Raw genomic sequence first — 23,538 nt, 5'->3', positions numbered from 1 at the left:
ATGTCCCTCACTGAGTCGAAGCATCCTGAATCCGAGACCATGCGCTTCCACCCCGCCGGCGGCGTCGTCACGCCCGAGCAGTGGTTAGCACTGGGCCAGGCCGCCCGTGAACATGGCGATGGCTATGTGTACCTAGAGCAGCACAGTGTTATCAGTGTGCGCGGCGTGAGTAACGAGCAGGCGCTTGGCGACGTCCCCCTCCCCACCGCCGCTGCCCACGTCTTGGCCTCTCCCCTCTCTCTTCAGGCGCGCCGGGTAGCGCAGCGCGTTGCTGATGCCTTATCTGAAGAGGAAGGAACCTCCCCGGCTATCACCCGCGCTGCGGTCTTCGGCGTCGATGGTGGAGCTGGCGATCTCCTCGCACACGGCGTGGCGGCGGGACTCCAACTATCCGGCGGCAGTGCAGGGCAGGTCGAGGAAGCCGACTCCGCACGCCTCATCCGTGAGGGGGCAGCAACTGGACCGGCGCTGGGATTATGCGACGCGATTTCGCAGCTCGTGGACTACGTGGACGAGGTCTCCGCTGAGAATCCAGAGGCCATTGACCGGTTGTCCTCGGCTACACCTGCCGGACTCGCGCAATCGGATGTGCCCATTGGTTGGTTAACCGAACACACTGCGCCCGGCCGCGTCGATCTCGGCGCGGGCCTCCAAGATGGCGTGTTGCCCGCAGAGTACGCAGGGCTCATTGCTCAGCTGGGAGCAGCGATCACCGTTACTCCGTGGCAGGGCTTGGTCATCCACGATTTGGCGGAGGGCGATGCGGACGTCGTGCTCCGCGTCCTTGCTCCGCGCGGCTTCATCTTCGATGCCAATTCCCCCGCGCTCGGACATCGCTAGCGCGGCATGTGCCGCCAGATGGGGCGCGGGACAAGCTTCATGACCCAGGCCAACAGCTGAAGCGTCCGTGGGATCCACAGCGTGCGGGACACCGGCCGCGAACCCGACGAGGATTCGACGGCCTTGACCACAGCTTGTGCGACTACGTCAGGTGTCACCGACAGGGGCGCGGGTTTCATCCCTTGTGTCATGGACCCGATAACGAAACCGGGGCGCGCGGTGATCAGCGCTAGGTCGCTGCCCTGCAGGCGATCCGCCAGACCTTGGCAGAAGGCATCGAGGCCAGCCTTGGTTGAGCCATAGACATAGTTGGCCCGCCGTGCACGCCAGCCCGCAATGGAGGAAAAGGCCACGATATGGCCTCTTTTCATGACGTCGGCCAGCACGGTGAGCATAGATACCTGCGCGGCATAATCAACCAGAGCGATGTCGAAGGCATGGGCTTCGTCGTGCTCAGCTTGCTCCTGGTCACCCAAGATTCCGAAGGCGACAACCGCCGTCGTGATGTCCTCACCCGCGAGCGCTGCAGCTTGCTCGATAACTGCGCGGTGGGAGGACACATCCGCGGCATCGAAGGAAAGCGTGTGAACGGACGTTGCTCCGTTGCGCAGAAGCTCTGAGGTGAGCTCATCCATGCCGTGCTCACCCCGCGCGGCAAGTACTACCGGGCGGCCTGCGCACAACCGGCGTGCAAGCTCGCCGCCAATATCGCTGCGCCCACCAAGAATCAATAGCGCGCCCATTAACGCAACCCCCTCGGAGCTTGGTTCAAAGACTCGTAGCCGGACTCGGTGGTCACCACGATGTCCTCGAGACGCATGCCCCATTTTCCGGGTACATAGATACCAGGTTCGATCGAGAAGGCCATGGACTCTGCAAGCTCCAGCTCGTTTCCTTCCATGATGAAGGGCTCCTCGTGCGTCGACAAGCCGATGCCATGTCCGGTGCGGTGCGTGAAGTACTCACCCCAGCCGGCGCTTTCGATCACACTGCGTGTCGCACGGTCGATCTCCTGGGCAGTCGCCCCGGGCCGTGCAGCAGCTCGCCCGGCAGCTTGGGCCTCTTCCAACACCGCATAGGCTTCCTGGAAATCAGCAGGCGCCGCAGAAGGATCTGCGCCTACCACGTAGGTGCGTGTGCAATCAGAGTGATAGCCGGAGGGCAACGTGCCCCCGATATCCACCACCACGGGATCACCAGCGCTGAGTTCGCGCTCCCCGTAGTCATAGTGCGGGTTCGCACCATTCGGGCCGGAACCAACGATGATGAAGTCCACCTCTTTGTGCTCGCGCAAGATAAGCTCGCGCAAATCTGCCGCTACGTCGGCCTCAGTGCGGCCAGGCTGCAGGAGACGTGGCACCTCTGCATGGACGGCATCGATAGCCACTGCCGCAGCGCGCAGCTCCGCGACTTCATCTGGGTCCTTGCGGCTAAAGAGCCCAGCCAGCGCCTCGGTAGCAAGCACATACTCCACATGTGGAGCATCCGTCGAAGTGAGCGAAGACGGCTCGACTTGGCGTCGAATCGTGGACTGGAAACGCAATACGTGGTCCGCAGTTAGCGAAGAGCCCACAGCCACGGTGGTGGGATGCGTACCGTCTAAGGCCAGTGCATAAGGGTCCTGCCCGTCACTCCATCCCACTAGCTGGGCAGCAACGCCTTGAAGCGATTCAATGTCGGTGCTGGGTGCGACGATGATCGGTTTGGCCTCGGGACGGATGACCAGGCACGTCAACCGCTCATGGGAAGAGACCCAGGAACCCGTAAGATAAGCGAACTCTGCGCCGGTACCCACGAGCAATACATCGATACCCTTGGCAGCGGCAATCGCGCGGGCGCGGTCCAAGCGGGAAGCATAATCAGTCATGGCAGTTAGCCTACCGCTCGCCTTCGTCCAGTTAAGCTGGGCGCCGTGAATTCCTATCCCGCAGCCGTCAAGATCCGTACCCGCGGTAGCTATTGCTCGGGTGTGCTCATCGATGCATCCTTAAACCCCCGCTCCCAGCAGCGAACCCGGCTAGTTCTGACCTGTGCGCACTTCTTTCGCGATGGCGTGGGCGGTGGTGAACACTACAAAGTCAGTGGCGGGTTCAACCGGCGGATCACCGCCGTGCGCACGATTGACGGGACCGATATAGCTGTGTGCCTGCTTGATATACCAGCACCGCCCCGGGACCTTCCGGGGCTCGCTAAAAGCACACCGCATTTTCGCGCGCCAGTCAACACCTGGGGATATGGCGGAAAGTCCCGTCGCGCACAGAAGCGAACGGGGTTGTTTCTACTGCCCTTCTTTCGCACGTGGTCCATCGACTTCCACACCACTGTCTCCCCCGCCGGATTTGTCTTCAACACGATTCCGGCAGTCAAGGGTGACTCGGGTGGGCCAGCGCTTGTCGACGCCGCCATCATCGGCACACAAGCCCTCATCCTCAACCCATTGGGGAGAAACCTGAAGCTAGCCACGGTGGCGCTGGTCGCGCCCCACCGCAAGGCCATCGCGGCGGCAGCCTCCGCGATGCTGGACTTGGTCGAAGGAAATTAAGCGCCGATGGCGACAACGCCTCGTTGAATCGCGTCAATGGCGCGCCGGGCATTGCGGCGAATCTCTTCTTCGTAGCCTGTCTTGGCTACCTGCTGGAGCAGGTCGATGACCTGGCGGCACCAACGGACGAAGTCGCCTGGAGTCAGCTCTGCGCCGGACTCGTTGGCAGCGGCCATGCAATAGGCCAAGGGTGCGCCCGCCGTCCACTGGTGGATCGCCAGCGCGAAGGCGGGCTCCGGTTCACGGGTCTGTGGCAGATTATGGCGCTTCTCATCGCTGACAAGCTCCGTGTAGATGCGCCACGTTGCGTTCATGGCGTCCGCCATGTCGTCGCTAGCCGCACCTGGTTCGCCGCGGGTGGCCTTGCGGTTTTCGAAGACACACAGGGAGGCAACGCCGGCCAGCTCTGCCGGGTCAAGGTCATTCCAGATACCCCGCTTGAGGCATTGTGCCACCAGTAGGTCGGATTCGGAATGGATCTTGGCCAAGCGCTCGCCTTCGTCCGTGATGACCGGCTCGCGGTCCTCGCCATAGCCTTCAAACTCCACGTAATCCATTTCCGCCAGCAGGTCCACGATGCGCTCGAAAGTGCGGCCGAGGGTATCCGTGGCGCGCTCCACCTTGGCTTCCAACTTGTGGAGCTCGCGCTCGCGTCGGGCGAGCTTTTGGGCCACACCGGCCAGCTGCTCGCGGTCGGTCGCCGGCCAATTGTGCACCGGGTGCTCGCGGAGGGCATCGCGCAGCTGCGCGATCTTCTTGTTGGGACGATTGCGCGGCTCAGTGCGCATCTTCTTAGGCCGCTTGTAGTAGTCGCGCTTGAAGGCATCCTGAACATACTTGGTATGCCGACGCGGATTCTTCTGCGCCGCACGCGGCAGCTTCATGTGGCCGACCACAATTGGCGGATTATCTATACCGGCTGCATCGATGCGGCCTGACCACCCGGTCTCCGTGGTGACCCAGGGGCGTGGATCGGCGGTCTGGTTTGCTGGGGTGATGACAACTGCCAGGGTTGGTCGCTTCTTCGTTGCGATAGCGATGACCTCACCCACCTGCAAGCGGGCAAGGACCGCCGCGACCTCCTTGCTCCTCTCTTCTTTCTTGGAGGCACGCGCTGACTTTTCCTCCTCAGTCAGTGCGCGGCGCAGCCTCATATAGTCCATGAGGATCTCCGCCGGGTCTTCACCATCAATTGTCGGTGGTGCCAAGTTATCTACGGCCTGATCCAACTGTGCCCGAAGCTCACGGACCCGGTGCTCAGCGCGCTCAATCTCGCGCGTTTCTTCCACGACGGAACCATCCGCCTGGAACTGCGCAAAGGACTTCTCCAGCAGGCGCAGAGAGTCATCGAAGCCGAGCATGCCCAGCAGGTTGATGGCCATGTTGTAGCCGGGTTCGAAGGTAGAGATGAGCGGATAAGTGCGGGTCGATGCGAGGCCCGCCACCGCGGTGGGATCCATGGCGGGTGCCCACTGCACGACGGCATTGCCCAAGGTATCGATGCCACGCCTGCCCGCGCGGCCGGTGAGCTGCGTGTACTGACCCGGTGTCAGGTCCACGTGTGCCTCGCCGTTAAACTTCACGAGCTTCTCAAGGACCACCGTGCGCGCCGGCATATTGATTCCTAGGGCAAGGGTTTCGGTGGCAAAGACCGCACGAACCAGACCTTTGACGAAGAGCTCCTCCACGATGTGCCTAAAAGCTGGCAGCATACCCGCATGGTGGGCGGCGAAGCCACGCGAAAGCGCCTCGCGCCAGCGCTTGAAATCAAGAACCTTGAGGTCTTCTTCCGGAATGCCTTCCACGCCCTTATCGACGATGGCCTTAATCTCAGCTGTCTCCTCTTGGGAGGTCAACACCATGCGGGAGCGCAGGCACTGATACAAAGCGCCATCGCAGCCCGCTCGGGAAAAGATGAAGGTAATCGCCGGCAGCATCTCCATTGACTGCAGTTCTTTGAGTACCTCTGGACGACCCAGCGGCCGGTAGCGGTCCTGCGCGCGGGGTGCGCCGCTGCGCCGATCTTTGTTTCGGTCGTTGCGTCCTCCGCCTTTGTGTCGGGCACGTGCACGGAAGCTCGCGCGGTTTTGTGCATAGTCTGCGCGGCCGTTATCGCTGTCTCCTGCTTCTAGGCGCTGGATACGGCGCGCCAACTCAGCATTGACCTGGCCGCCTGAATCAGGCTCGAAGAGTGGGTAGATCTTGCGTCCCACCATCATCCACTGGTCCAGCGGGACGGGGCGCTTATCGGTAACGATGACCTTGGTATCTCCGCGCACGGTGGTTAGCCACCGGCCGAACTCCTCGGAGTTGGACACCGTTGCCGACAAACCGATGATGGAAACATGTTCCTCGAGGTTGAGGATGACCTCTTCCCATACCGCGCCGCGCGAGGCATCCGCCAAGAAGTGGATCTCATCCATCACCACGTGGGTCAAGCGATCCAATGCGCCTGAGCCCGCATAAATCATGTTGCGCAAAACCTCAGTGGTCATCACGAGGATGTCCGCGGAAGAATTGATGGAGACATCACCCGTCAGCAGCCCCACGGCATCCTCGCCGTGTGCCTCAACCAGGTCGTGGTACTTCTGGTTACTCAGCGCCTTGATAGGGGTGGTGTAGAAACAGCGGGTCCCCTGGCGCAGCGCCAGGGACACGGCGAACTCACCAACGACCGTTTTGCCCGCGCCGGTGGGAGCACAGACCAAGACTCCGTGGCCCGCTTCAACTGCTTGGCATCCTTCGATCTGGAAGTCATCCAGTGAGTACGGCAGGGCTTGAGTGAACTCGTCCAGATGCGTCAGTGTCATAAGTCCCCAGGGTACCTGTCAGGTACCGCGAACTAGCGCGACGGTCCCCGGCGCCAAGCGGGAACGTTTGAACAAGGTACCTAAGAAGGCTGACAATCCTACAGAACGTCGTCGAAGAAGCCGCTCTGCGGGGGCTGAGTGTTCCTCTGTTGAGGCTGCGGTGTCGGAGCTTCACCCGTCGAGGTCGGGGGAACAGGCCTGGAAGATACCGGCCGCGAAGACGCAGAAACGCTCGTTGATGCAGACACCGGAGTTGGTGCACCTATGGCACCCGGACCTTCGTCCAAGGACGAGGCTGTTTCATCATCCAGATCCATCCAGTCTGGGCGCTGGCGCTTCTGGCGTTTGTCGTTGATGCGGCAGAACTGGAAGGCCAATTCCACGAGGAGTACGAGGGCACCGGCCAAGACCAACATCGAAAAAGGTTCTTGGCCGGGTGTCACCACCGCAGCGAAGATCATGATGGCGACAATGATGATGCGGCGCTTGTCCTTGACGTCATCGTATTCCAGGACACCTATCACATTGAGGCATACCACGAGTAGTGGGATCTCAAAGCTCACGCCGAAGATGAGGAGCAACGTCAGCAGGAAGTAGAAATAGCGCTCACCGGTTAGTGCCGCGGTCTGGTACTCCGAGCCCATGCCCATGAGGAACTCCAAACCCACGGAAAGGATGAAGTAGGCAAGAAGCGCGCCAAGCACGAAGAGAACTACCGCCGTGGAGACAAAAAAGAAGGTGAAACGGCGCTCGTTCTTATGCAGACCGGGCACAATGAATGCCCATATTTGATGGAGCCACACCGGTGAGGACATTACTGCGCCAGCCAACGCGCCCACTTTGAGGCGCAGCAGCAGCATTTCGAAGGGGCTGGTGGCGAGCAAGCGGCATTCGCCATCCGCGGTGAAAGAGATGCGCTTTTCCTCAGGCAGCGAGCAATAGGGCCCACGCAAGATCTCGCCTAGCGGCGCCATATTAAACGGAGCGTTTTGATACCAAATGAATCCGATGATGGTGCCTACCACGAGAGCAAGCAAGGAAATCACGATGCGCCGACGCAGTTCTTGGAGATGTTGGACTAGGGTCATCTCCCCCGTAGGATTCTTGGGCTTGCGGCGCAGCTTTGAGGTCCACTTTTGCTTGCGTGCGCTAGACGCGGGATTCGGCGGTGTACTCGCGGTACTCAATGCAATGCCTCCCTAGAAAGCCCACAGCGGCACACACTCCCTTGGAGTTCCAAGTCCCTTGAGCGTGGTGTGCCTACCGAGAAAGATGATTAGTTCTGATTTCCATCAACCGGCTTGGATGCGCGCGGCTGCATTTCCGGGCTGTTCCAGAAGTCCTCATCGTTCTTCTTCGATGCAGCAATTTGGGCCTGCTGCTCGGGAGTGTTGTTCTCCTCCTTCATCTCCTTGACTTCGGACTTAAAAATGCGCATGGAGCGGCCCATCGAACGAGCTAGCTCCGGCAGCTTCTTGGCGCCGAACAACAGCACGATAACGAGAACGACAAGGCCGATTTCCAAAGGTCCCACGGTCATTGAGGGTGCCCCTTCTTTCTAGGTTGATGAAGCGTACGCTTCCATGCAGCGCAGCGCTGCACGGGGCGCACACAGGAGAGCTCTTAGTCTGGCAGTTGAGTATAACGCTCCAACGCCCGTTTTCTATGTTCCGAAATGGCGTCGACGAGCTTCTGCGGCCCCACGACCCGCAATCGGTCGGCTTGACCGAGAGCGAAACGGCTAAACCATGCTTCAGATCCGACGGGCATCGTCGCAGCTATCCGCCCATTTTCTAGTGTTTTGCCGAGAGTGATGTCGTAGTGTTCTGCTAGCCAGGTGAATTCTTGGTTAATCTCCAGCTGCGCAACGAGAGTGTGATCTAGGCCAAAGGGGGAATCGGGGTTGAAGTCCAGCTTGCGCAGGTGCGGGGTTGCGGTTGCGTCAAGCACCTCAACATCGCTCATGCGGTCCAAGCGGAACGTGCGGTGCTCCCCTACCGATTCGTCCCAGGCCACCAAATAGGGTTCTCCATCCACGATGAAGATTCGTGCTGGGTGCACGGTGCGCTCGCTGGTGCGGTTGGAGGACATGCTCCAATAGGTGAAACGGACCTGCCGGCGCTTGTCGACGGCCCCCGCCAGCGCCGCTTGCACCTGAGATTCCTCCGGATCCGTTGTGGCCAGGGAATCGTAGATGGCGGCGGTCTTTTCATCCATGATCTCGCGCAGCTTCGCGGCGGCGGAATGGACTGCGGAGACGTCGACAAGCCCCGGCATTGCCTCAAGGGACTCGAGCGTCAGCAACAACGCGCCGGCCTCCGTTGGGGTCAAGCGCAGGGCCTGGGTCAGGCCCTGGTCGTTGTAGATCTCGATGCCATCGCGGTAGCTGAAGCTTAAGTCGATGAGGTCCTCAGTATTGCGGCCCACCCCGGAGCAGAAGAGCCTATCGACGGCATCCTTAAGCTCAGCGGGGGTCATTCCCAAATCCTCGGCCGCCTCCATCGGGGTCAACCCTGGGTGGTTGCGCAGGTATGGGATGAGGTTGAGGGAGCGAACAAGAGACTGCAGTTTGCGTGGCTGATCAGCCATGGTGTGATTCCTCCCCACTCAAGAGCGCGACGATGTCTGAACGAACTTCTGTCGGTTCAATCACCACGACATCTGGTGCATATCCCGCGGCGGTGCGCACTAGCCAATCGCGGCGCACGCCCGTCAGCGCAAGGAGGCCATCCGCGCGTCTGCGTCCGGCATCGACAAGCTCCGCGGCCTGGCCATCTGGTACCTCAAGGAGGGCATCGACGGTGTCTCCCCGGTCAAGCGCTTCCACGACGAGATCTTGCAGCGGCGCGGTGGGCTCGAGGTGGGTGGCCGCAGCGCGCGAGCGCCTGACGTTGTCCACGCGGGTAGCGCGGAAAGTACGAGGTGCCTCGCGGTCCACATCCCACCCGACGAGGTAAACGCGATCACGGTGGTTGACTAGGCCCCAGGGATCCATGTGGCGGCGAACCGGCTTGGCTGAGGGCGTGGCGTAGTAATCAAAGGAAATGCGCAGCCCCGCGCGCACGGCGGTAATCACCCCGGTGACGAGCTCTGGGCTCAGCCTGGTCATGTCGTTGACGGCGGTGTAGACGGGCGCACCGCGCAAGTCGCGGGAGGCTCCCGAGGCTGCGAGTTTGGTCCACGCGGACAAGCTGAAATCACTCAAGCCCCCCGGGGTGCCAATCCCTCCGGCAACGCCCAACACCATGGCTTCCTCGGGTGTGAAGTCCACGGGAGGCAGCTGGTAGCTCTCAGGATCAAGGCGATACAGCGAGCCTTCCACACCACTGCTGTGCACCACCGGCACTCCGGCGCGTTGCAGCGTCACAATGTCGCGGGAAAGCTGCTTCTGAAAGGCCTCGTCGCTGCGGGATTGATAACCCTCGACGTTGGTGCGAATCCAGGCAGCGCTGCGGTCGGGAACGCCGCCTTGGTGCGCTGCGCCGTGGAGGGCAAAGGCGAGGTTGGTGAGCCTTTCGATGGCTCGATCTCGGACTGGTGTCCGAGCCGCAGTGCGATCTGCTGACGGCATGATGGCAGGTTCCTTGTTGAGGTTCGGGGCCTTAAGCACCTTGGTGCGAACGCATGTAGTCTAACAACCCGTCTAAGCGCGGGTCCTCGGATACGAAGGGGTCGGAGAACTCTTCGGTCATGGGTTCTGGGCGGTTGACTTTCATCCGTGTCCAATCCACCGTCACAGCGGCATTGAGCTCGCGGGCAACGGCGAGGAACTCGCCGCGCAGCTTGGCACGGGTGGTCTGCGGTGCGGTATCGACGGCGGCATTGATTGCTGCATCATCGATCCACTGTTCCACCATGCCGCGCTGCTCCAGCACGCTGTAGAGACCGCGCCCAGGGCGAATGTCGTGGTAGGTCAGGTCAATCTGGGCCAGCTTGGGGTGCGCCCAATCTCCGCCCAGGCGCTCGCGGTAGCGGTTCAGCAGGCCGCGCTTAATCACCCAATCGATCTCGCGGTCGACCGCGGAAAAGTCTTGTGTGTCAATGGCCTGGAGGGTGCGCTTCCAGAGATCGACGACGCGTGCGAGCTCAGCCGTTGGTGTCCCGGTGTCCTCGCGGTGCTCCAGCCAACGCTCTGCGGCGGCACACAGTTCTTGCTGGATTGCGAGCGCGGTGGTGTTGCCGCCTCCCTCGAGCGGAAGCTCGGTGCGGCCGGTGGAATCGAGCGCGATGGTGCGGATGTGCTGAATTGGATCAAGCACCGAAAGCTCCGGTACCTCAAAGCCAGCCTCTAGCATCTCCAGCATGAGCAGCGTGGAGCCTACTTTGAGCGCCATCGTGGGCTCCGCCATGTTGGAGTCGCCGACGATAACGTGCATGCGGCGGAAACGCTTCGAATCACCATGCGGTTCATCGCGGGTGTTGATGATGGGGCGTGAGCGAGTCGTCGCAGAGGACACGCCCTCCCACACTTGGTCGGCGCGCTGTGAAAGCACGAAACGCGCAGGCTCGTCGCCCTTGGCAGGTTTAATCATCCCGGCGCCGCAAATGAGCTGGCGGGTGATCATGAACGGCAGGAGGGCCTTGCCGAGGTCTTTGAGCACCACGTGGCGGCCAATGAGGTAGTTCTCGTGGCAGCCGTAGGAATTGCCCGCAGAATCGACGTTATTCTTGAACAAGTAGACGGCGCGCTTCTCCCCCTCCGCAGCCAAGGCTTCCTCCGCCTGTACGGCCATGCGGTTGACCATGGCATCGCCAGCGCGCTCGTACGCGATGAGCTGGCTCAGGCTATCGCATTCAGCGGTGGCGACCTCCGGGTGGGAGCCGACATCGAGGTAGAGGCGCGAGGCGTTGGGGCTAAAGATGTTCGAGGAGGAGTACTTCGACACGATGGGCCGGAAAAGCACGCGAGCTATCTCATCCGGGGACATGACTCGCTGGCCATGGGAAGCACTCGCCGTGATTCCGTACTCGGTTTCGATGCCCATGATCCGCCGTGCGTAGACAGGGGCGCTACCGGAGCGCTGTTCCACCTTTATTCGCCGCCCTTTTGGACGTAGGAGCGCACGAACTCCTCGGCATTGGATTCCAGGAGCCCATCGATCTCATCGAGGAGATCATCGGTTCCGGCGCTGTTGATGCTGACTTGTCCAGCGTCGAACTCTTGTGAGTCTCCTCCCTCACCGTTGCCGCCGCCGGCATTGATCTGAGACTGCTGTCCGCTCATTGTCAGAGCTCCTTTCGCGAGTGGAGGTTTGCTGCGCTAATACAGTGTAGGGTACTCGATTCGCACCCCGAGCTGGCGCAAACCGTCGACGAAATCGGCGGCGCTGTCTGCAGATTCCAGCAAGGTTCCCACTTCGTCCTGTCCGAGCCGCGTGGTGTCATCGAGCGCCACGCAGGCGGCTCCCGAGTTGGCGCCCTCGGCTTCACCAATTCGGAAGGTTAGTGACTGCCACGATGCGGCCAGGACGTCTTCGCCGAACATGCGGGTGGCGTGTCCGCGCAGATAAGCGCGGGTATCCGTGGGCGGGGTGTCGCCGGCCGCAGCAATCTCCTCCTCACTGACCAAGGTGCGCATCTGGCCCTTGCGCACGAGCGCGTGGTAGAGGGACTTGGCCGGGTCAATATCGGTGTACTGCAGATCGATGAGCGCCAGCTTCGGGTCATCTGCAGCCACGCCACGGTCGAGGTATCCCTTAATCAAGCGGTACTTGGCTACCCAATCCAGCAGATGGGCCGCCTTCAACGGGTTGTCCGCCAAGAGCGACACGACCTCGTCCCAGGCGGCAAGAACCTTCTCATCTGACTCTGAGGTCGCAGTGACCCGCTCCCGGTAGACGGCGAGGATCTCGAGGGCGGTGAGGCGGCGGCCGTCGTGAAGCTCCAGCTGATGAGTCAGGGTGAGGTCGCGGCTAACTCGCTGGACCTCTGCCACGGGGTCCTTCAGGCGCAGGTCACTAAAGTCAACGCCCTCCTCAATGGCGTCCAACACCAGTGACGTCATACCCAGCTTGAGCAGCGTCGAGGTATGGGCCATCGTGGCATCACCGATGATGACGTGCAGGCGGCCAAAGTCCTCTGCCACCGCATGCGGTTCATCACGGGTGTTAATGATGCCGCGGTTGAGCGTGGTCTCCAGGGAAATCTCCTGCTCGATATAGTCCGCGCGCTGCGAGATCTGGAAGCCTGGTTCCTCACCATCAGCGCCCAGGCCCATGCGGCCAGCACCGGTGACCACTTGACGGGTGACGAAGAACGGGATCAGACCTTGGGCGATGTCGTCGAAATCAGTCTCCCGGGAGTACTGGTAGTTTTCGTGGCTGCCATAGGAAGCTCCCTTGCCGTCCACGTTGTTCTTGTAAAACTTCAGCGGCGGGCAGGGATCGTGCGTGGCCAGTACTGACGTGCCCTGGGCAGTCAGAGATGCTACGGCATCTGCAGCGCGGCGCAGGATGAGGTCGCCGGCGGCGTCATAAAGCATCGCATCCCAGGCATTGGTGCACTCCGGAGAGGAATACTCAGGGTGGGCGTGATCGACGTAGAAGCGGGCTCCGTTGGCCGTGACCACGTTGGCCACGCCCAGCGCGTTTGGGTCCACCACGGGCACGGTGTGGTAGCGCTTGAGATCGAAGCCGCGGCTATCGCGCAGCGGGTGCTCCTCCCGAAAGTCCCAGCGGGAGCGCGCACCGGTATGCAGGGCGGCATAGGCCACTACCGCGTGCGTGGACGTCACGATTGGTGACAACGCCGGGTTCGACGGCGTGGAGATTCCGTACTCGGTTTCGGTTCCTAGGACACGGCTCAAGGTTTTACTCCCATCAATTCGACCCCGGTGACATGCGCGCCGGCGGAGGTCCCGGCGACGATCTTGGCCCACTCCTCCGGGTTGGCGGATGTCGGTACGTATTCCGATTCAGCCTGCTCGGCAGCAATGGCCTGGTGCAGGTGCGCGGCGGTGATGCCTGCGGGTTGTTTACCCTCCGCAGCGTTGGTTTCGTCCAAAGCCTCCTTGATAGCCAACTTCTTTGCGCGGGAGACGATGTTGGCGATCATCGCGCCGGAGACGAAGTCCCGGTAGTGCAGCACGCGAGGATCCGCGTTGGAGAAGTGCAGCGTGACGAAGGGGCGCTCCGCGTAGAGATCCTCCACTGCGGTATCGATGAGCTGGGAAAGCTCGCCCTCGTGCGGGACTGATTCCGGGAAGTGGCGCGCAAAGATTTCCCGCGCGCCCTGCTTGGTGGGCCGGTTGACGCGGATCTTGATGTCGAGGCGCCCCGGGCGCATGATGGCGGGGTCGATGAGCTCCTCGCGGTTGGTGGCACCGATGACGATGACATTGCTGAGCTTCTCGACGCCATCCAATTCCGTCAGCAGCTGCGGGACGACGGTGGTTTCCATATCGGAGGACACACCGGAGCCGCGCGTGCGGAAGATGGATTCCATCTCATCGAAGAAGATGATGACCGGCCGCTGGCTACCATCAGCAGTGGGCTCGGAGGCAAGCTCGCGGGCGCGTTCAAAGATGAGGCGGATACGGCGCTCAGTCTCACCCACGAACTTGTTGAGCAGTTCTGGGCCCTTCACGTTGAGGAAGTAGCTGGGGGCAGTAGCGCCCAGGGACGCCGACAGAGAATGCGCGACCGCCTTGGCGATGAGCGTCTTGCCACAGCCAGGTGGGCCATAGAGCAGCACGCCCTTCGGCGGCTGGAGATCGTATTGGCGGTAGAGCTCTGGGTGGAGGAAAGGCAACTCGACCGAATCGCGGATGAGCGAAATCTGCTCGTCCAAACCACCGATGTCCTCGTAGGATACGTCCGGGACTTCCTCCAGCGTGAGCTGCGCTACTTCAGTCTTGTGCACGCGCTCGGTGGCCACGCCTGATTTCGGCTCGACCAGGAGGGTATCGCCGGCACGGACGGTATCGCGCAGCATCGTGCCGAGCAGCACCACCTGCTCTTCGCCCGCGGAATTGATAACCACCGCGCGGTCGGTGCCTAGGCGCTCCTGGAGCGTCGCCAGCGCGCCGGTATTCACCGGGGCACAGCCCTCCACCACCACGAATCCTTCGCCCAAGCGGACCTGCTGCCCGACTTCTAACGAGCCTGGCTCCAGGTTCGGAGAAATCTTCACCCGCATGGCGCGGCCATTGGTGTATACCTCAGCATCGCGGCGCGAATCGTGTGCGCGCCCGGAATAGCCAAGAAAGACGCCGTACGTGGAGGCAGGCTCTGCAAGAGCGTCCACCTCCGCGAGCATCTGCTGAAGCTTCGTGCGCGCATCCTTCAACAGGGCAGCAAGCTTGGCATTGCGCTCAGCCAGTTGCTCTATCTGGCGGCGGTGCTGGCCAAGTTCCTGGGAATGAGTGGCATCGTTCATAGAATCCACCCTAGCGCGCGGTGCGCCACGTTAAGCCTCGGGGCTTATTTTCGGGCGCGGCGCTGCGGGCGGGGCGGGGTGACGCCGTCGGCAAGCCGACGCGTCCAGATCAGGAACGCGGTGTGCGCGTTCATGCGGTGCTCCGGGCGGGTGGCCAAGCCCTCCACCTTCCATTCACGCACGAGGGACTCCCAGGCGCGCGGCTCCGTAAAGCACTTCAGCTCGCGGATTCCCTCCATCACCTTCATCAGCTGCGGCACGGTGGCCACATAAGTCATGAAGACGCCGCCCGGGATGAGGATATCGCGCACCTTCTCGAGGTGCTCCCAGGGTTCGAGCATGTCCAAGATGACGCGATCCACGGGGCCGCCGAGCTCCTCGACGGTCACATCGGCCAAATCGCCAAGCCGCGGGCTCCACCACTCGGGCTGCTCACCGAAGTATTCGGCGACGTTGTTCACGGCGTATTCCAAGTGATCATCGCGCACCTCATAGGAGAAAACGTGGCCTTCTGGCCCCACGGCGCGCAAGAGGGTCATTGAGAGTGCTCCGGAACCGGCGCCGGCTTCCAGCACGCGCGCACCCATGAAGATATCGCCCTCGACCAGGATCTGCGCGGAGTCCTTGGGGTAAATCACCGCAGCACCGCGCGGCATCGACAAGACGTGATCCACCATGAGGTGGCGGAACAAGAGGAAGGAGCTGCCCAGCGTCGAATCGATGACGGAGCCCTCATCCATGCCGACGATGTCATCGTGGTTGATGATGCCCTTGTGCGAATGGAACTGGCCTCCCTCCTCGAGGACGATGGTGTAATGACGCCGCTTGGCATCCGTGAGCTGCACGCGGTCGCCGTAGCGGAAGGGGCCAGAATAAGCCATAGCGTGAAAAACCTTTCACAAAGTTAGGGGCAAGAAGGATTAACCAACCAAGTATGCCTCAAGGGCGTCACCAAGCCATAGTTGGTCGCGCTCGCCTACCAGCTCACGGATCGAGTGCATCGAGAGCATCGGCACTCCCACATCAACGGTGGGGATGCCCAGACGGGTGGCAGAAATCGGCCCGATGGTGGAGCCACACGGGACATCGTTATTTCCCACGAAGCGCTGGACCGGAACACCCGCACGGCGGCAGGCAGATTCCCACAGGGCCACGGTATTAGCGTCGGAAGCATAGCGCTGGTTGCCGTTAATCTTGGTCACCGGGCCTTGGCCGATGATCGGGTGATGCGTGGGATCGTGCTTTTCGGCGTAGTTGGGGTGCACGGAGTGCGCGGCGTCGGCCGAGACACAGCTGGAGCGCGCAAACATCTGGAAACGCTGCTCCTCGTTCGCGCCGAGGGCACGGGCGGTGCGGGTCAGGATATCCCCCAGGATCGGGCCACCTGCGCCGTAGCGCGAAGAGGAGCCCACCTCTTCGTGATCAAAGGCCGCCATGACGAGGACGTCCTTGTGCTCGATGGAGTCGGCGTTCTTTGCAGCAGCGAGCAGGGCACGCAGCGAAGCATGAACGGAAGAAAGGTTGTCCATGCGCCCGGCAGCGATGAGCTTTTCGCCGGCGCCAAAGACCTCACCGCGCTGGGCATCCGCGGTAATCAGGTTGAAGGAAGCGATATCCTCTGGGTCTACGCCAAGCTGCTTGCCGACGACCCCCATCACCGACGTCTCCGGAGTACCCACGGAGAGCACCGGCTGCATGTGGCGCTGGCGATCCGGCTTGAACTCATCTTTGCGGTAGAGGTGGATCGCCAAGGAAGGCAAGCGCAGCAAGGGGCCGGTATTGATCAAGTGGCGGCTGCCATCCTTCGTGATGACCTGGCCGCCGACGGTGAGCTCGCGGTCGAACCAGCTGTGGAGAAGCACCCCGCCATAGACCTCGACGGCTACCTGCTGCCACCCTGCGGAATCGAAGTCCGGGGTGGGCTTGAGCGCCAGGCCGGGCGAATCGGTGTGGGAGCCGATAATGCGGAAGCCGGAATCCGGGCCGGCGCCTTCGGGGACATACCATGCCATGACCGCACCACCCCGGACCATGACGTGGCCGCCTGGTGCAGCTGACCATTCGGCAGACTCATCTTGGCGGCTAAAGCCGGCGGCGACGAGCGTGCGCGCCACCTCTTCAGCCGCGTGATAGGACGAGGGGCTCGCGGCGATGAAATCAAGAAACTCTTGCGTAGTGCTCATGCCATCTAGCTTGCCACGGACGGTCGGGAGATGCGGGAAGGTTCGCGGTGGGCTATGCGCTAGGCTGAGAAACACTATGCCGAAACGACTAGCCCTCTCTCCTTCCCGTGCCTCCGACTACAAACAATGCCCGCTGCTCTATCGCTTCCGGGCTATTGACAAGTTGCCCGAGCCCAAGACGAAGGCCCAGGTGAAGGGAACGCTGGTCCACGCAGTCCTAGAAAAGATGCACCAGCTGCCCCGCGAGCAACGTGAGTACCCAGCCGCGGTGAAGATGATTAAGCCCGAATGGGCGGTGATGCTGGACAAAGACCCCGAGCTGCGTGAATTGGTGCCGGAGCCCGAAGAGCTGGACTTCTTCGTCGAGGCGCGCGAACTGGTCAAGGGCTACTTCCAGATGGAAAACCCCCAAGGCTTCGACGCCCACAAGTGCGAGATGTACGTCGATACCGTCTTGCCGAACGGTGTTCCTGTCCGTGGGTTCATCGACCGCGTCGACGTTGCCCCCACCGGCGAGGTACGCGTGGTGGACTATAAGACGGGAAAGAAGCCGCTCCCCCGCTATTCCCAGGACGCGCAGTTCCAGATGAACTTCTACGCGCTGGTGTACTGGCGGCTGCTCGGCACCATCCCCACGCAGTTGCGGCTGATGTACCTCAAGGTCCTGGATTCGATGTTCCTCACGCCGGGGCCGGAGGAGCTCGAGTACTTCGAGCGCGACCTGGGTGAGCTCTGGGCCAAGATCGAAGGCGATGGCAAGTCCGGTGACTTCAGGCCCAAGACCTCGAAGCTCTGTGGCTGGTGTTCTTTCCAACACCTATGCCCCGCCTTCGGCGGCACGCCACCCGAGTACCCCGGGTGGCCGGACCGGGCCTCGTAGACGGCGCCCCGAAGAGCGCGCCGCGGCTTAGAACAGGCCAGAGATGGAACCATCCGCAGCAACATCGATGTTGTTGGCCGCGGGCTTCTTCGGTAGACCCGGCATGGTCATGACGTCGCCGGTCAGCGCCACGATGAAGCCAGCGCCTGTGCGGGGCTGCAGCTCGCGGACATGAAGGACGTGGCCTTCCGGGGCGCCGAGCTGGCTCGGATCATCCGAGAAGGAATATTGAGTCTTCGAGATCACGACTGGGAACTCCTCCCAACCGTTGTCCTTGATGTACTTCAAATCCTTCAGCGCCTTAGACGAGTACTCCACCCGCTCGGCGCGGTAGATTTCCCTAGCAATGGTGTCGATGGAGGCCTCGATGCCCTCAGCGGGATCATAGAGCTGGTGGGAGTTACCCTCGGAAAGACTCTCCAGAAGGCGCTCAGCCAGCGCTGTTGCTCCCGCTCCGCCCTTGGCCCACACTTCTGCTTCTTCGAGCGCGACGTCGAAATCGGCGGCCCACTGGCGCATGAACTCGCGCTCGGCCTCGGTATCGCTCCAGAAGAGGTTGAGAGCGACCACTGGCTTGAGGCCAAATTTGCGCACGTTCTCAACGTGGCGCTCGAGGTTCACCACGCCCTTCTTTAGCGCCTCCAGGTTTTCGGTAGTGAGTTCCTCGCGGGGCTGTCCGCCGTTGTACTTCTGGGAGCGGATAGTCGCAACAACGACGGCACCGGCGACGTCAAGATCACCGAAGCGGGACTTGACGTCCATGAATTTCTCGCCGCCGAGATCCGCGCCGAAGCCTGCCTCCGTGAGGACAATGTCACCGAAGCGCATCGCAGTCTGGGTTGCCAGCAGCGTGTTGCAGCCGTGAGCGATATTGGCGAAGGGGCCGCCATGGACGAAGGCAGGGGTGCCGCCCAGGGTCTGGACCAGGTTAGGGTTCAGGGCATCACGCATGAGCGCTGTTAGTGCGCCTTCTGCGCCCAATTCGCGGGCGGTTACTGGCTTTTGGTCGTAGGTGTAGCCCACATTGATGTCACCGAGACGCTTCTTTAGGTCTGCCAAGTCGGTTGCGAGGCCGAGGATGGCCATGATTTCCGACGCCGCCGTAATGGTGAACCCAGTCTCCCCCGGCACGCCGTGGGCGGGGCCACCGAGCCCGGTAACAACGTGGCGCAGGGCACGGTCATTGACGTCAACGCAGCGCTGCCAGGTAATGCGGCGCGGATCGATGTTGAGCGCATTGCCCTGGTGGATGTGGTTATCGATGATGGCGGCCAAGGTGTTGGTGGCCGCGGCGATAGCGTGGAAGTCACCGGTGAAGTGGAGATTGATGTCCTCCATTGGGACAACCTGAGAGTAGCCGCCACCCGCGGCGCCTCCCTTGATGCCCATGACAGGGCCCTGGGAAGGCTCGCGAAGGGCGACGATAGCCTTCTTGCCCAGCTGCGTGAGGGCGTCGGTCAAGCCGATAAGAACAGTAGATTTACCCTCGCCAGCTGGCGTCGGTGAGACGCCGGTGACGAGGACCAACTTGCCATCTGCGGGAGTATCCCCAACTCGAGTGATATCCACTTTGGCTTTGCTTTGCCCATAAGGAATAAGAGCCGTCTCCGGAATGCCTGCGCGTGCAGCAATATCCGTAATCGGTTCGAGCTGGTGAGCTTGAGCAATATCAACATCAGAAGGTTGCGTAGTCATGCTCTCCAGCTTAGCGCGCTAAAGAAGCGCGCTAAGCAACATCAAATTATTTCTAAATGATGCTAGGTGATGCTAGATAAGGACTGCGCCAAAGGCGTAGCACAGGAGGACCGACAAGACGATGCTCACAGTGCCTGGAATGATGAACGGGTGGTTGAAGACAGCCTTGCCAATGCGAGTCGAGCCAGTGTCATCCATTTCGACGGCCGCCAACAAGGTCGGGTACGTCGGCAGGATGAACAGCGCGGACACTGCTGGGAAGGCAGCCACTGCGGTAAGCGGGTTGACGCCGAGGGCCAGGGCTGCCGGCATGAGAGCCTTAGTGGTTGCGGCCTGCGAGTACAGGAGCGCCGCAGCGAAGAAGAGCACGATGGCCAGCAGCCACGGGGCGGACTCAATGATGGACCCGGAGATGGCCTGGATGTCCTCCATGTAGTGGTTGATCAGCGTGGTACCCAACCATGCGACACCGAGCACGCAGATACAGGCGGACATACCCGACTTGAAGACAGGCGTGTTGAGAACGTCGCCGGCGGGGACCTTGGTGACCATGACGATGAGTGTTGCGGCGGTGAGCATCACTGTCATGATGGCCTCGTTACGCGGCAGCGTCGGTTCCTCGATAAGACCCACCTGGGATGAGGTAAGGGTGGCCCACAGCATCACGATGACGATGGCGACTAGGAAGATGATGACCGAGGTCTTTGCACCTTGTGCCGGAGCGTAGTTCTGGGAACCCTGCGGCAGCTTCACCAAGCCCTGGGCCTTGCGCTCTTGGTAAACGGGGTCATCTTCGAGTTCTGCGCCCGAGCGGTTTGCTACCCAAGCGGCAGGGAAAATGGAGAGGAACGTAGCCGGAATAAGGACCGCGAGGATCTGCAAATAGCCCACGCCCATCGGCTCCAGCAGCGAAGCCAACAGAACAACGGCTGCGGAAATAGGTGAGGCACAGATTGCCATCTGCGAGGCTACGACGGAAATCGAAAGCGGGCGGGAAGGACGGACCTTGCCTTCCTTCGCTACCTCAACGATAACCGGGAGCGTGGAGAACGCCGTGTGGCCGGTGCCTGCCAGAACGGTCATCAACCACGTAACGATAGGTGCGTAGAACGTGATCCTCTTTGGGTTCTTGCGAAGAAACTTTTCGGCAAGGTAGACCAGATAGTCCATACCGCCAGCACGCTGCATGGCAGCAATGGCGGCGATCACGGTCATGATGATGCCAATGACATCAAAGGGGATGTCTTCACGCGTTACGGGGACACCGGTGAGGCCGAGTAGTAGAACGCCCAAGCCGCCGGCCATACCAATACCGATCGAACCAATTCGGGCACCGAGATAAATCGCCGCAAGGACGATAATGATGTGCACAACAACCATTATGTAACTCCAATATGTGCAGGTGAACTGCAGTATGGGTGGTAATTCGCGCTGTGGTCAGTACACGACCTGGGCGCGACAACTGACAGTTCTAATTCTGCCCTATTTATGTGGCTTTGGCGAGAATCCAGGCCCGATTGTGTCCGTTTACACACCGATGCCAACCACTGCACCCCCATCGGGGTATCCAGGGTGTCGGCAGCATCAGTCGGATTGAAAACAGCCAAACGCCCGTACCACCTTCAGCGAGGCAGTACGGGCGTGGACGAAACAGCAGAGCGTATTTACAACACTGGTGCTGACGAAGGTTTATTCATCGATGTAGAGCTGACCGCGGAACTCCGGGTGCATGAGGTTCTCAACGGACAGAACCTTGTTGAGGGTCTCCTCATCGAGCAGGCCCTTCTCCAGAACGAGCTCCTTGACGCCCTTGCCGGTCTTGAGGGACTCCTTAGCAATCATGTCACCGTTGTGGTGACCAATGAACGGGTTCAGGTAGGTGACGATACCGATGGAGTTCTCAACGTACGCGCGGCAAACATCAGCGTTAGCCGTGATGTCCACGACGCACTTCTCACGCAGGGTGTCGACGGCGTTGCCCATGATGCGGATGGACTGGAACAGTGCCTCACCGATAACCGGTTCCATGACGTTGAGCTGCAGCTGACCAGCCTCGGCAGCCATGGTGACTACGTGGTCATTACCGAAGATCTTGAAGCAGACCTGGTTGACAACCTCCGGGATAACCGGGTTGACCTTACCCGGCATGATGGAGGAACCGGCCTGACGCGGTGGCAGGTTGATCTCTGCCAGGCCGGCGCGCGGGCCAGAGGCCAGCAGGCGCAGGTCGTTACAGATCTTGGCCAGCTTCATCGCTGCGCGCTTAATGGTGGAGTGCAGAAGCACGTAGGCGCCACAGTCGGAGGTTGCTTCAATGAGGTCGCGGGCGGTCTTGATCTCAAGGCCCGTCACCTCAGACAGTGCTGCGGTGACCTGGTGGCGGTAGCCAGCCGGGGTGTTCACGCCGGTACCGATGGCGGTTGCGCCGAGGTTGATCTCCAGCAGGCGCTTCTGGGCGTCACGCAGGATGGCCTGCTCTTCGGCCAAGTTGTGAGCGAAGGCCTTGAATTCATCACCCAGGGTCATCGGCACTGCGTCCTGCAGCTGGGTGCGGCCCATCTTCAGGATGTCAACGAACTCATTGCCCTTGGCGTGGAATGCAGCCTGCAGCGCGTCGATACGCTCAATGAGGTCCTCCATCGCGTAGTAGATGCCGAGACGGAAGCCGGTCGGGTACGCGTCGTTGGTGGACTGGGACATGTTGACATCATCGTTCGGGTTGATGATGTCGTAGGCACCCTTTTCCTCACCGAGGTGCTCGAGCGCCAGGTTGGCCACAACCTCGTTGGTGTTCATGTTGAGCGAGGTGCCAGCGCCACCCTGGAAGACATCCAGCGGGAACTGGTCCATGCAGCGGCCTTCTTCCAGAATCTGGTCACAAGCCCAGATAATTGCTTCTGCCTTCTTCTTCGGAAGAACGTGCAGGCGGCGGTTGGCCATAGCGGTGGCCTTCTTGACCTGGACCATGCCGCGGATGAAGTCCGGGATGGTGTTGATGGTCACGTAGGAAATCTGGAAGTTTTCGATAGCGCGGAGCGTGTGAACGCCGTAGTACGCATCGTTCGGAACTTCCAGGGAGCCGAGAAGGTCAGTCTCAGTACGCGTCTTCTTGCTAGAGGCGGACTTCGAAGACTTGTTGGTGGCCTTTTCTTCGACCTGGGACTTTACATCCTTGGTCTCTTTGGCCTCTGCTTGTGCATCCTTCTTAGTTGTCTTTGCCATCGGGGCTGACTCCTTGCATAAAAATCGAAGAACGATGATGGTCAGTCCCCATCGTAGCTAGGAGCCCGAATAAAATGTTTGGAATCTCCCCCTAAAAGCGGGCAATCCGAAGATCCGAGGCAAGAATTGCCTCTGCCCCGAGCTCTTCGAGGCTGTCCATAACTTGGTTGGCCAGTTTGCGGGGAACCATGACGCGCACGGCAACCCACCCTTCACGGGCCAAGGGAGAGATGGTCGGTCCTGTAAGCCCAGGGGTCACTGCCTCGACGTCTGGCAGCTTTTCTTCTGCCACGTTGTAGTCGAGCATGACGTAGTGGCGCGCATTGAGGATTCCTCGAATGCGGCTAAGCACAACGTTTTCATCAGCGGTGACGTCTTCTCCCTCACGCTTTATCACCACGGCCTCCGAGGAGACGATGGGGTCGCCGAAGGGTTCAAGCCCCTGCTGGCGGAGGGTGGCTCCTGTGGAGACAACGTCGGCAATGACGTCCGCGACTCCAAGGTGAATCGAAATCTCTACTGCACCGTCAAGGCGGATAACCTCTGCATCGATTCCATTGGCAGCGAGGTGATCGCGCACCACGTTGGGATAGGACGTGGCGATGCGCTTGCCTTGCAGCTTGGCGACGTCCCACTGCTCCCCTGCTGGTGCGGCGTAACGGAAGGTCGAGCCGCCAAAATTGAGTGCTAGAACTTCATTGAATTTCGCGCGGGAATCGAGCGCTAAGTCTCGACCAGTAATTCCCAGATCCAAGACGCCTTGTGCCACGTAGATAGCGATATCCTTTGGGCGCAGAAAGAAGAACTCGACTCCGTTCTCCTCGTCCACGACGTTGAGCGATTTACTGTGTCCGCGGCCCTTGTAGCCGGCTTCCTTGAGGATTTCAAGGGCTGCCTCGGACAGCGATCCCTTGTTGGGGACGGCGATTTTGATCATCAGTGTGTGGTGCTTTCTACGCTGAATACGGTGAATGGTGGGACGGCTTTATG

At 60.9% G+C, this 23,538-nt stretch carries 20 protein-coding genes; 3 read left to right on the top strand and 17 right to left on the bottom strand.

Translation table 11 applies throughout. The features are described 5' to 3' along the window. A complete protein-coding gene (locus HMPREF2760_RS02830) occupies positions 1 to 840 on the top strand; it encodes a cobalamin biosynthesis protein (RefSeq protein WP_070520490.1) in 840 nt (279 codons plus the stop codon). On the opposite strand, the gene HMPREF2760_RS02825 is transcribed toward HMPREF2760_RS02830, so the two are convergent. Together HMPREF2760_RS02825 and HMPREF2760_RS02820 are read right to left on the bottom strand one after the other, a co-directional pair. Beyond that, a complete protein-coding gene (locus HMPREF2760_RS02825) occupies positions 837 to 1,583 on the bottom strand; it encodes an SDR family oxidoreductase (protein ID WP_070520492.1) in 747 nt (248 codons plus the stop codon). The two genes, HMPREF2760_RS02830 and HMPREF2760_RS02825, sit on opposite strands and share 4 nt — an antisense overlap. Beyond that, positions 1,583 to 2,707, bottom strand: a complete 1,125-nt coding sequence (locus HMPREF2760_RS02820; protein WP_070520494.1) for a M24 family metallopeptidase — start codon at positions 2,705 to 2,707, stop codon at positions 1,583 to 1,585. The genes HMPREF2760_RS02825 and HMPREF2760_RS02820 overlap by 1 nt, the downstream gene beginning before the upstream one ends. Positions 2,708 to 2,752: 45 nt before the next feature. Here HMPREF2760_RS02820 and HMPREF2760_RS02815 point away from each other — a divergent pair, with 45 nt between their 5' ends. After that, the gene (locus HMPREF2760_RS02815) at positions 2,753 to 3,382 is read left to right on the top strand and encodes a serine protease (protein ID WP_232755548.1); all 630 of its coding nucleotides are present in this window, start codon (positions 2,753 to 2,755) and stop codon (positions 3,380 to 3,382) included. Here the strand turns inward: HMPREF2760_RS02815 and HMPREF2760_RS02810 are convergent. From HMPREF2760_RS02810 to HMPREF2760_RS02760, 11 genes are all read right to left on the bottom strand, one after another. After that, positions 3,379 to 6,192, bottom strand: a complete 2,814-nt coding sequence (locus HMPREF2760_RS02810; protein WP_070520497.1) for a DEAD/DEAH box helicase — start codon at positions 6,190 to 6,192, stop codon at positions 3,379 to 3,381. The genes HMPREF2760_RS02815 and HMPREF2760_RS02810 overlap by 4 nt on opposite strands. Before the next feature lie 98 nt (positions 6,193 to 6,290). Beyond that, the gene (gene tatC / locus HMPREF2760_RS02805; RefSeq protein ID WP_070520500.1) at positions 6,291 to 7,280 is read right to left on the bottom strand and encodes a twin-arginine translocase subunit TatC; all 990 of its coding nucleotides are present in this window, start codon (positions 7,278 to 7,280) and stop codon (positions 6,291 to 6,293) included. 188 nt (positions 7,281 to 7,468) lie between these two features. After that, a complete protein-coding gene (gene tatA, locus HMPREF2760_RS02800; RefSeq protein WP_070520503.1) occupies positions 7,469 to 7,732 on the bottom strand; it encodes a Sec-independent protein translocase subunit TatA in 264 nt (87 codons plus the stop codon). 83 nt (positions 7,733 to 7,815) lie between these two features. Next, positions 7,816 to 8,781 carry a helix-turn-helix transcriptional regulator gene (locus HMPREF2760_RS02795; protein ID WP_070520506.1) on the bottom strand — a complete coding sequence of 322 codons (966 nt, stop codon included), beginning with the start codon at positions 8,779 to 8,781 and terminating at the stop codon, positions 7,816 to 7,818. Continuing rightward, a complete protein-coding gene (locus tag HMPREF2760_RS02790; RefSeq protein ID WP_070520509.1) occupies positions 8,774 to 9,763 on the bottom strand; it encodes a helix-turn-helix transcriptional regulator in 990 nt (329 codons plus the stop codon). Before HMPREF2760_RS02790 ends, HMPREF2760_RS02795 begins: the two co-directional genes overlap by 8 nt. A gap of 31 nt (positions 9,764 to 9,794) precedes the next feature. Then, positions 9,795 to 11,177 (bottom strand): Pup--protein ligase, encoded by a 1,383-nt coding sequence (pafA, locus tag HMPREF2760_RS02785; RefSeq protein ID WP_070520512.1) that lies wholly within the window; start codon positions 11,175 to 11,177, stop codon positions 9,795 to 9,797. A 47-nt stretch (positions 11,178 to 11,224) separates the two neighbouring features. Further along, positions 11,225 to 11,416 (bottom strand): ubiquitin-like protein Pup, encoded by a 192-nt coding sequence (locus HMPREF2760_RS02780; RefSeq protein ID WP_070520514.1) that lies wholly within the window; start codon positions 11,414 to 11,416, stop codon positions 11,225 to 11,227. Between the two features lie 36 nt (positions 11,417 to 11,452). Further along, positions 11,453 to 12,997, bottom strand: a complete 1,545-nt coding sequence (gene dop, locus HMPREF2760_RS02775) for a depupylase/deamidase Dop (protein WP_070520517.1) — start codon at positions 12,995 to 12,997, stop codon at positions 11,453 to 11,455. Beyond that, complete coding sequence (arc, locus tag HMPREF2760_RS02770; RefSeq protein ID WP_070520520.1) at positions 12,994 to 14,568, bottom strand: proteasome ATPase; 1,575 nt, start codon at positions 14,566 to 14,568, stop codon at positions 12,994 to 12,996. The genes dop and arc overlap by 4 nt, the downstream gene beginning before the upstream one ends. A gap of 44 nt (positions 14,569 to 14,612) precedes the next feature. Then, positions 14,613 to 15,449: a tRNA (adenine-N1)-methyltransferase gene (locus HMPREF2760_RS02765; protein WP_070520523.1), complete on the bottom strand. Its 837-nt coding sequence runs from the start codon at positions 15,447 to 15,449 to the stop codon at positions 14,613 to 14,615. A gap of 39 nt (positions 15,450 to 15,488) precedes the next feature. Beyond that, positions 15,489 to 16,751 (bottom strand): M18 family aminopeptidase, encoded by a 1,263-nt coding sequence (locus HMPREF2760_RS02760; RefSeq protein WP_070520601.1) that lies wholly within the window; start codon positions 16,749 to 16,751, stop codon positions 15,489 to 15,491. Positions 16,752 to 16,827: 76 nt separating this feature from the next. Here HMPREF2760_RS02760 and HMPREF2760_RS02755 point away from each other — a divergent pair, with 76 nt between their 5' ends. Continuing rightward, a complete protein-coding gene (locus HMPREF2760_RS02755) occupies positions 16,828 to 17,631 on the top strand; it encodes a RecB family exonuclease (protein ID WP_070520526.1) in 804 nt (267 codons plus the stop codon). Between the two features lie 27 nt (positions 17,632 to 17,658). On the opposite strand, the gene HMPREF2760_RS02750 is transcribed toward HMPREF2760_RS02755, so the two are convergent. From HMPREF2760_RS02750 to hisG, 4 genes are all read right to left on the bottom strand, one after another. Then, positions 17,659 to 19,326: a formate--tetrahydrofolate ligase gene (locus tag HMPREF2760_RS02750; RefSeq protein ID WP_070596582.1), complete on the bottom strand. Its 1,668-nt coding sequence runs from the start codon at positions 19,324 to 19,326 to the stop codon at positions 17,659 to 17,661. Between the two features lie 72 nt (positions 19,327 to 19,398). Continuing rightward, complete coding sequence (locus HMPREF2760_RS02745; RefSeq protein ID WP_070520532.1) at positions 19,399 to 20,706, bottom strand: anaerobic C4-dicarboxylate transporter; 1,308 nt, start codon at positions 20,704 to 20,706, stop codon at positions 19,399 to 19,401. 309 nt (positions 20,707 to 21,015) lie between these two features. Further along, positions 21,016 to 22,548: an aspartate ammonia-lyase gene (gene aspA / locus HMPREF2760_RS02740; RefSeq protein WP_070520535.1), complete on the bottom strand. Its 1,533-nt coding sequence runs from the start codon at positions 22,546 to 22,548 to the stop codon at positions 21,016 to 21,018. A gap of 91 nt (positions 22,549 to 22,639) precedes the next feature. After that, positions 22,640 to 23,485, bottom strand: coding sequence for an ATP phosphoribosyltransferase (gene hisG / locus HMPREF2760_RS02735; protein ID WP_070520538.1), 846 nt, complete (start codon positions 23,483 to 23,485; stop codon positions 22,640 to 22,642). Between the last annotated feature and the right edge of the window lie 53 nt (positions 23,486 to 23,538).

Source organism: Corynebacterium sp. HMSC065D07, assembly GCF_001810695.1.
GTDB lineage: Bacteria > Actinomycetota > Actinomycetes > Mycobacteriales > Mycobacteriaceae > Corynebacterium > Corynebacterium hesseae.
The sequence above is the reverse complement of the archived record's forward strand: the minus strand, read 5'-3'. Positions and strand labels throughout refer to the sequence as shown.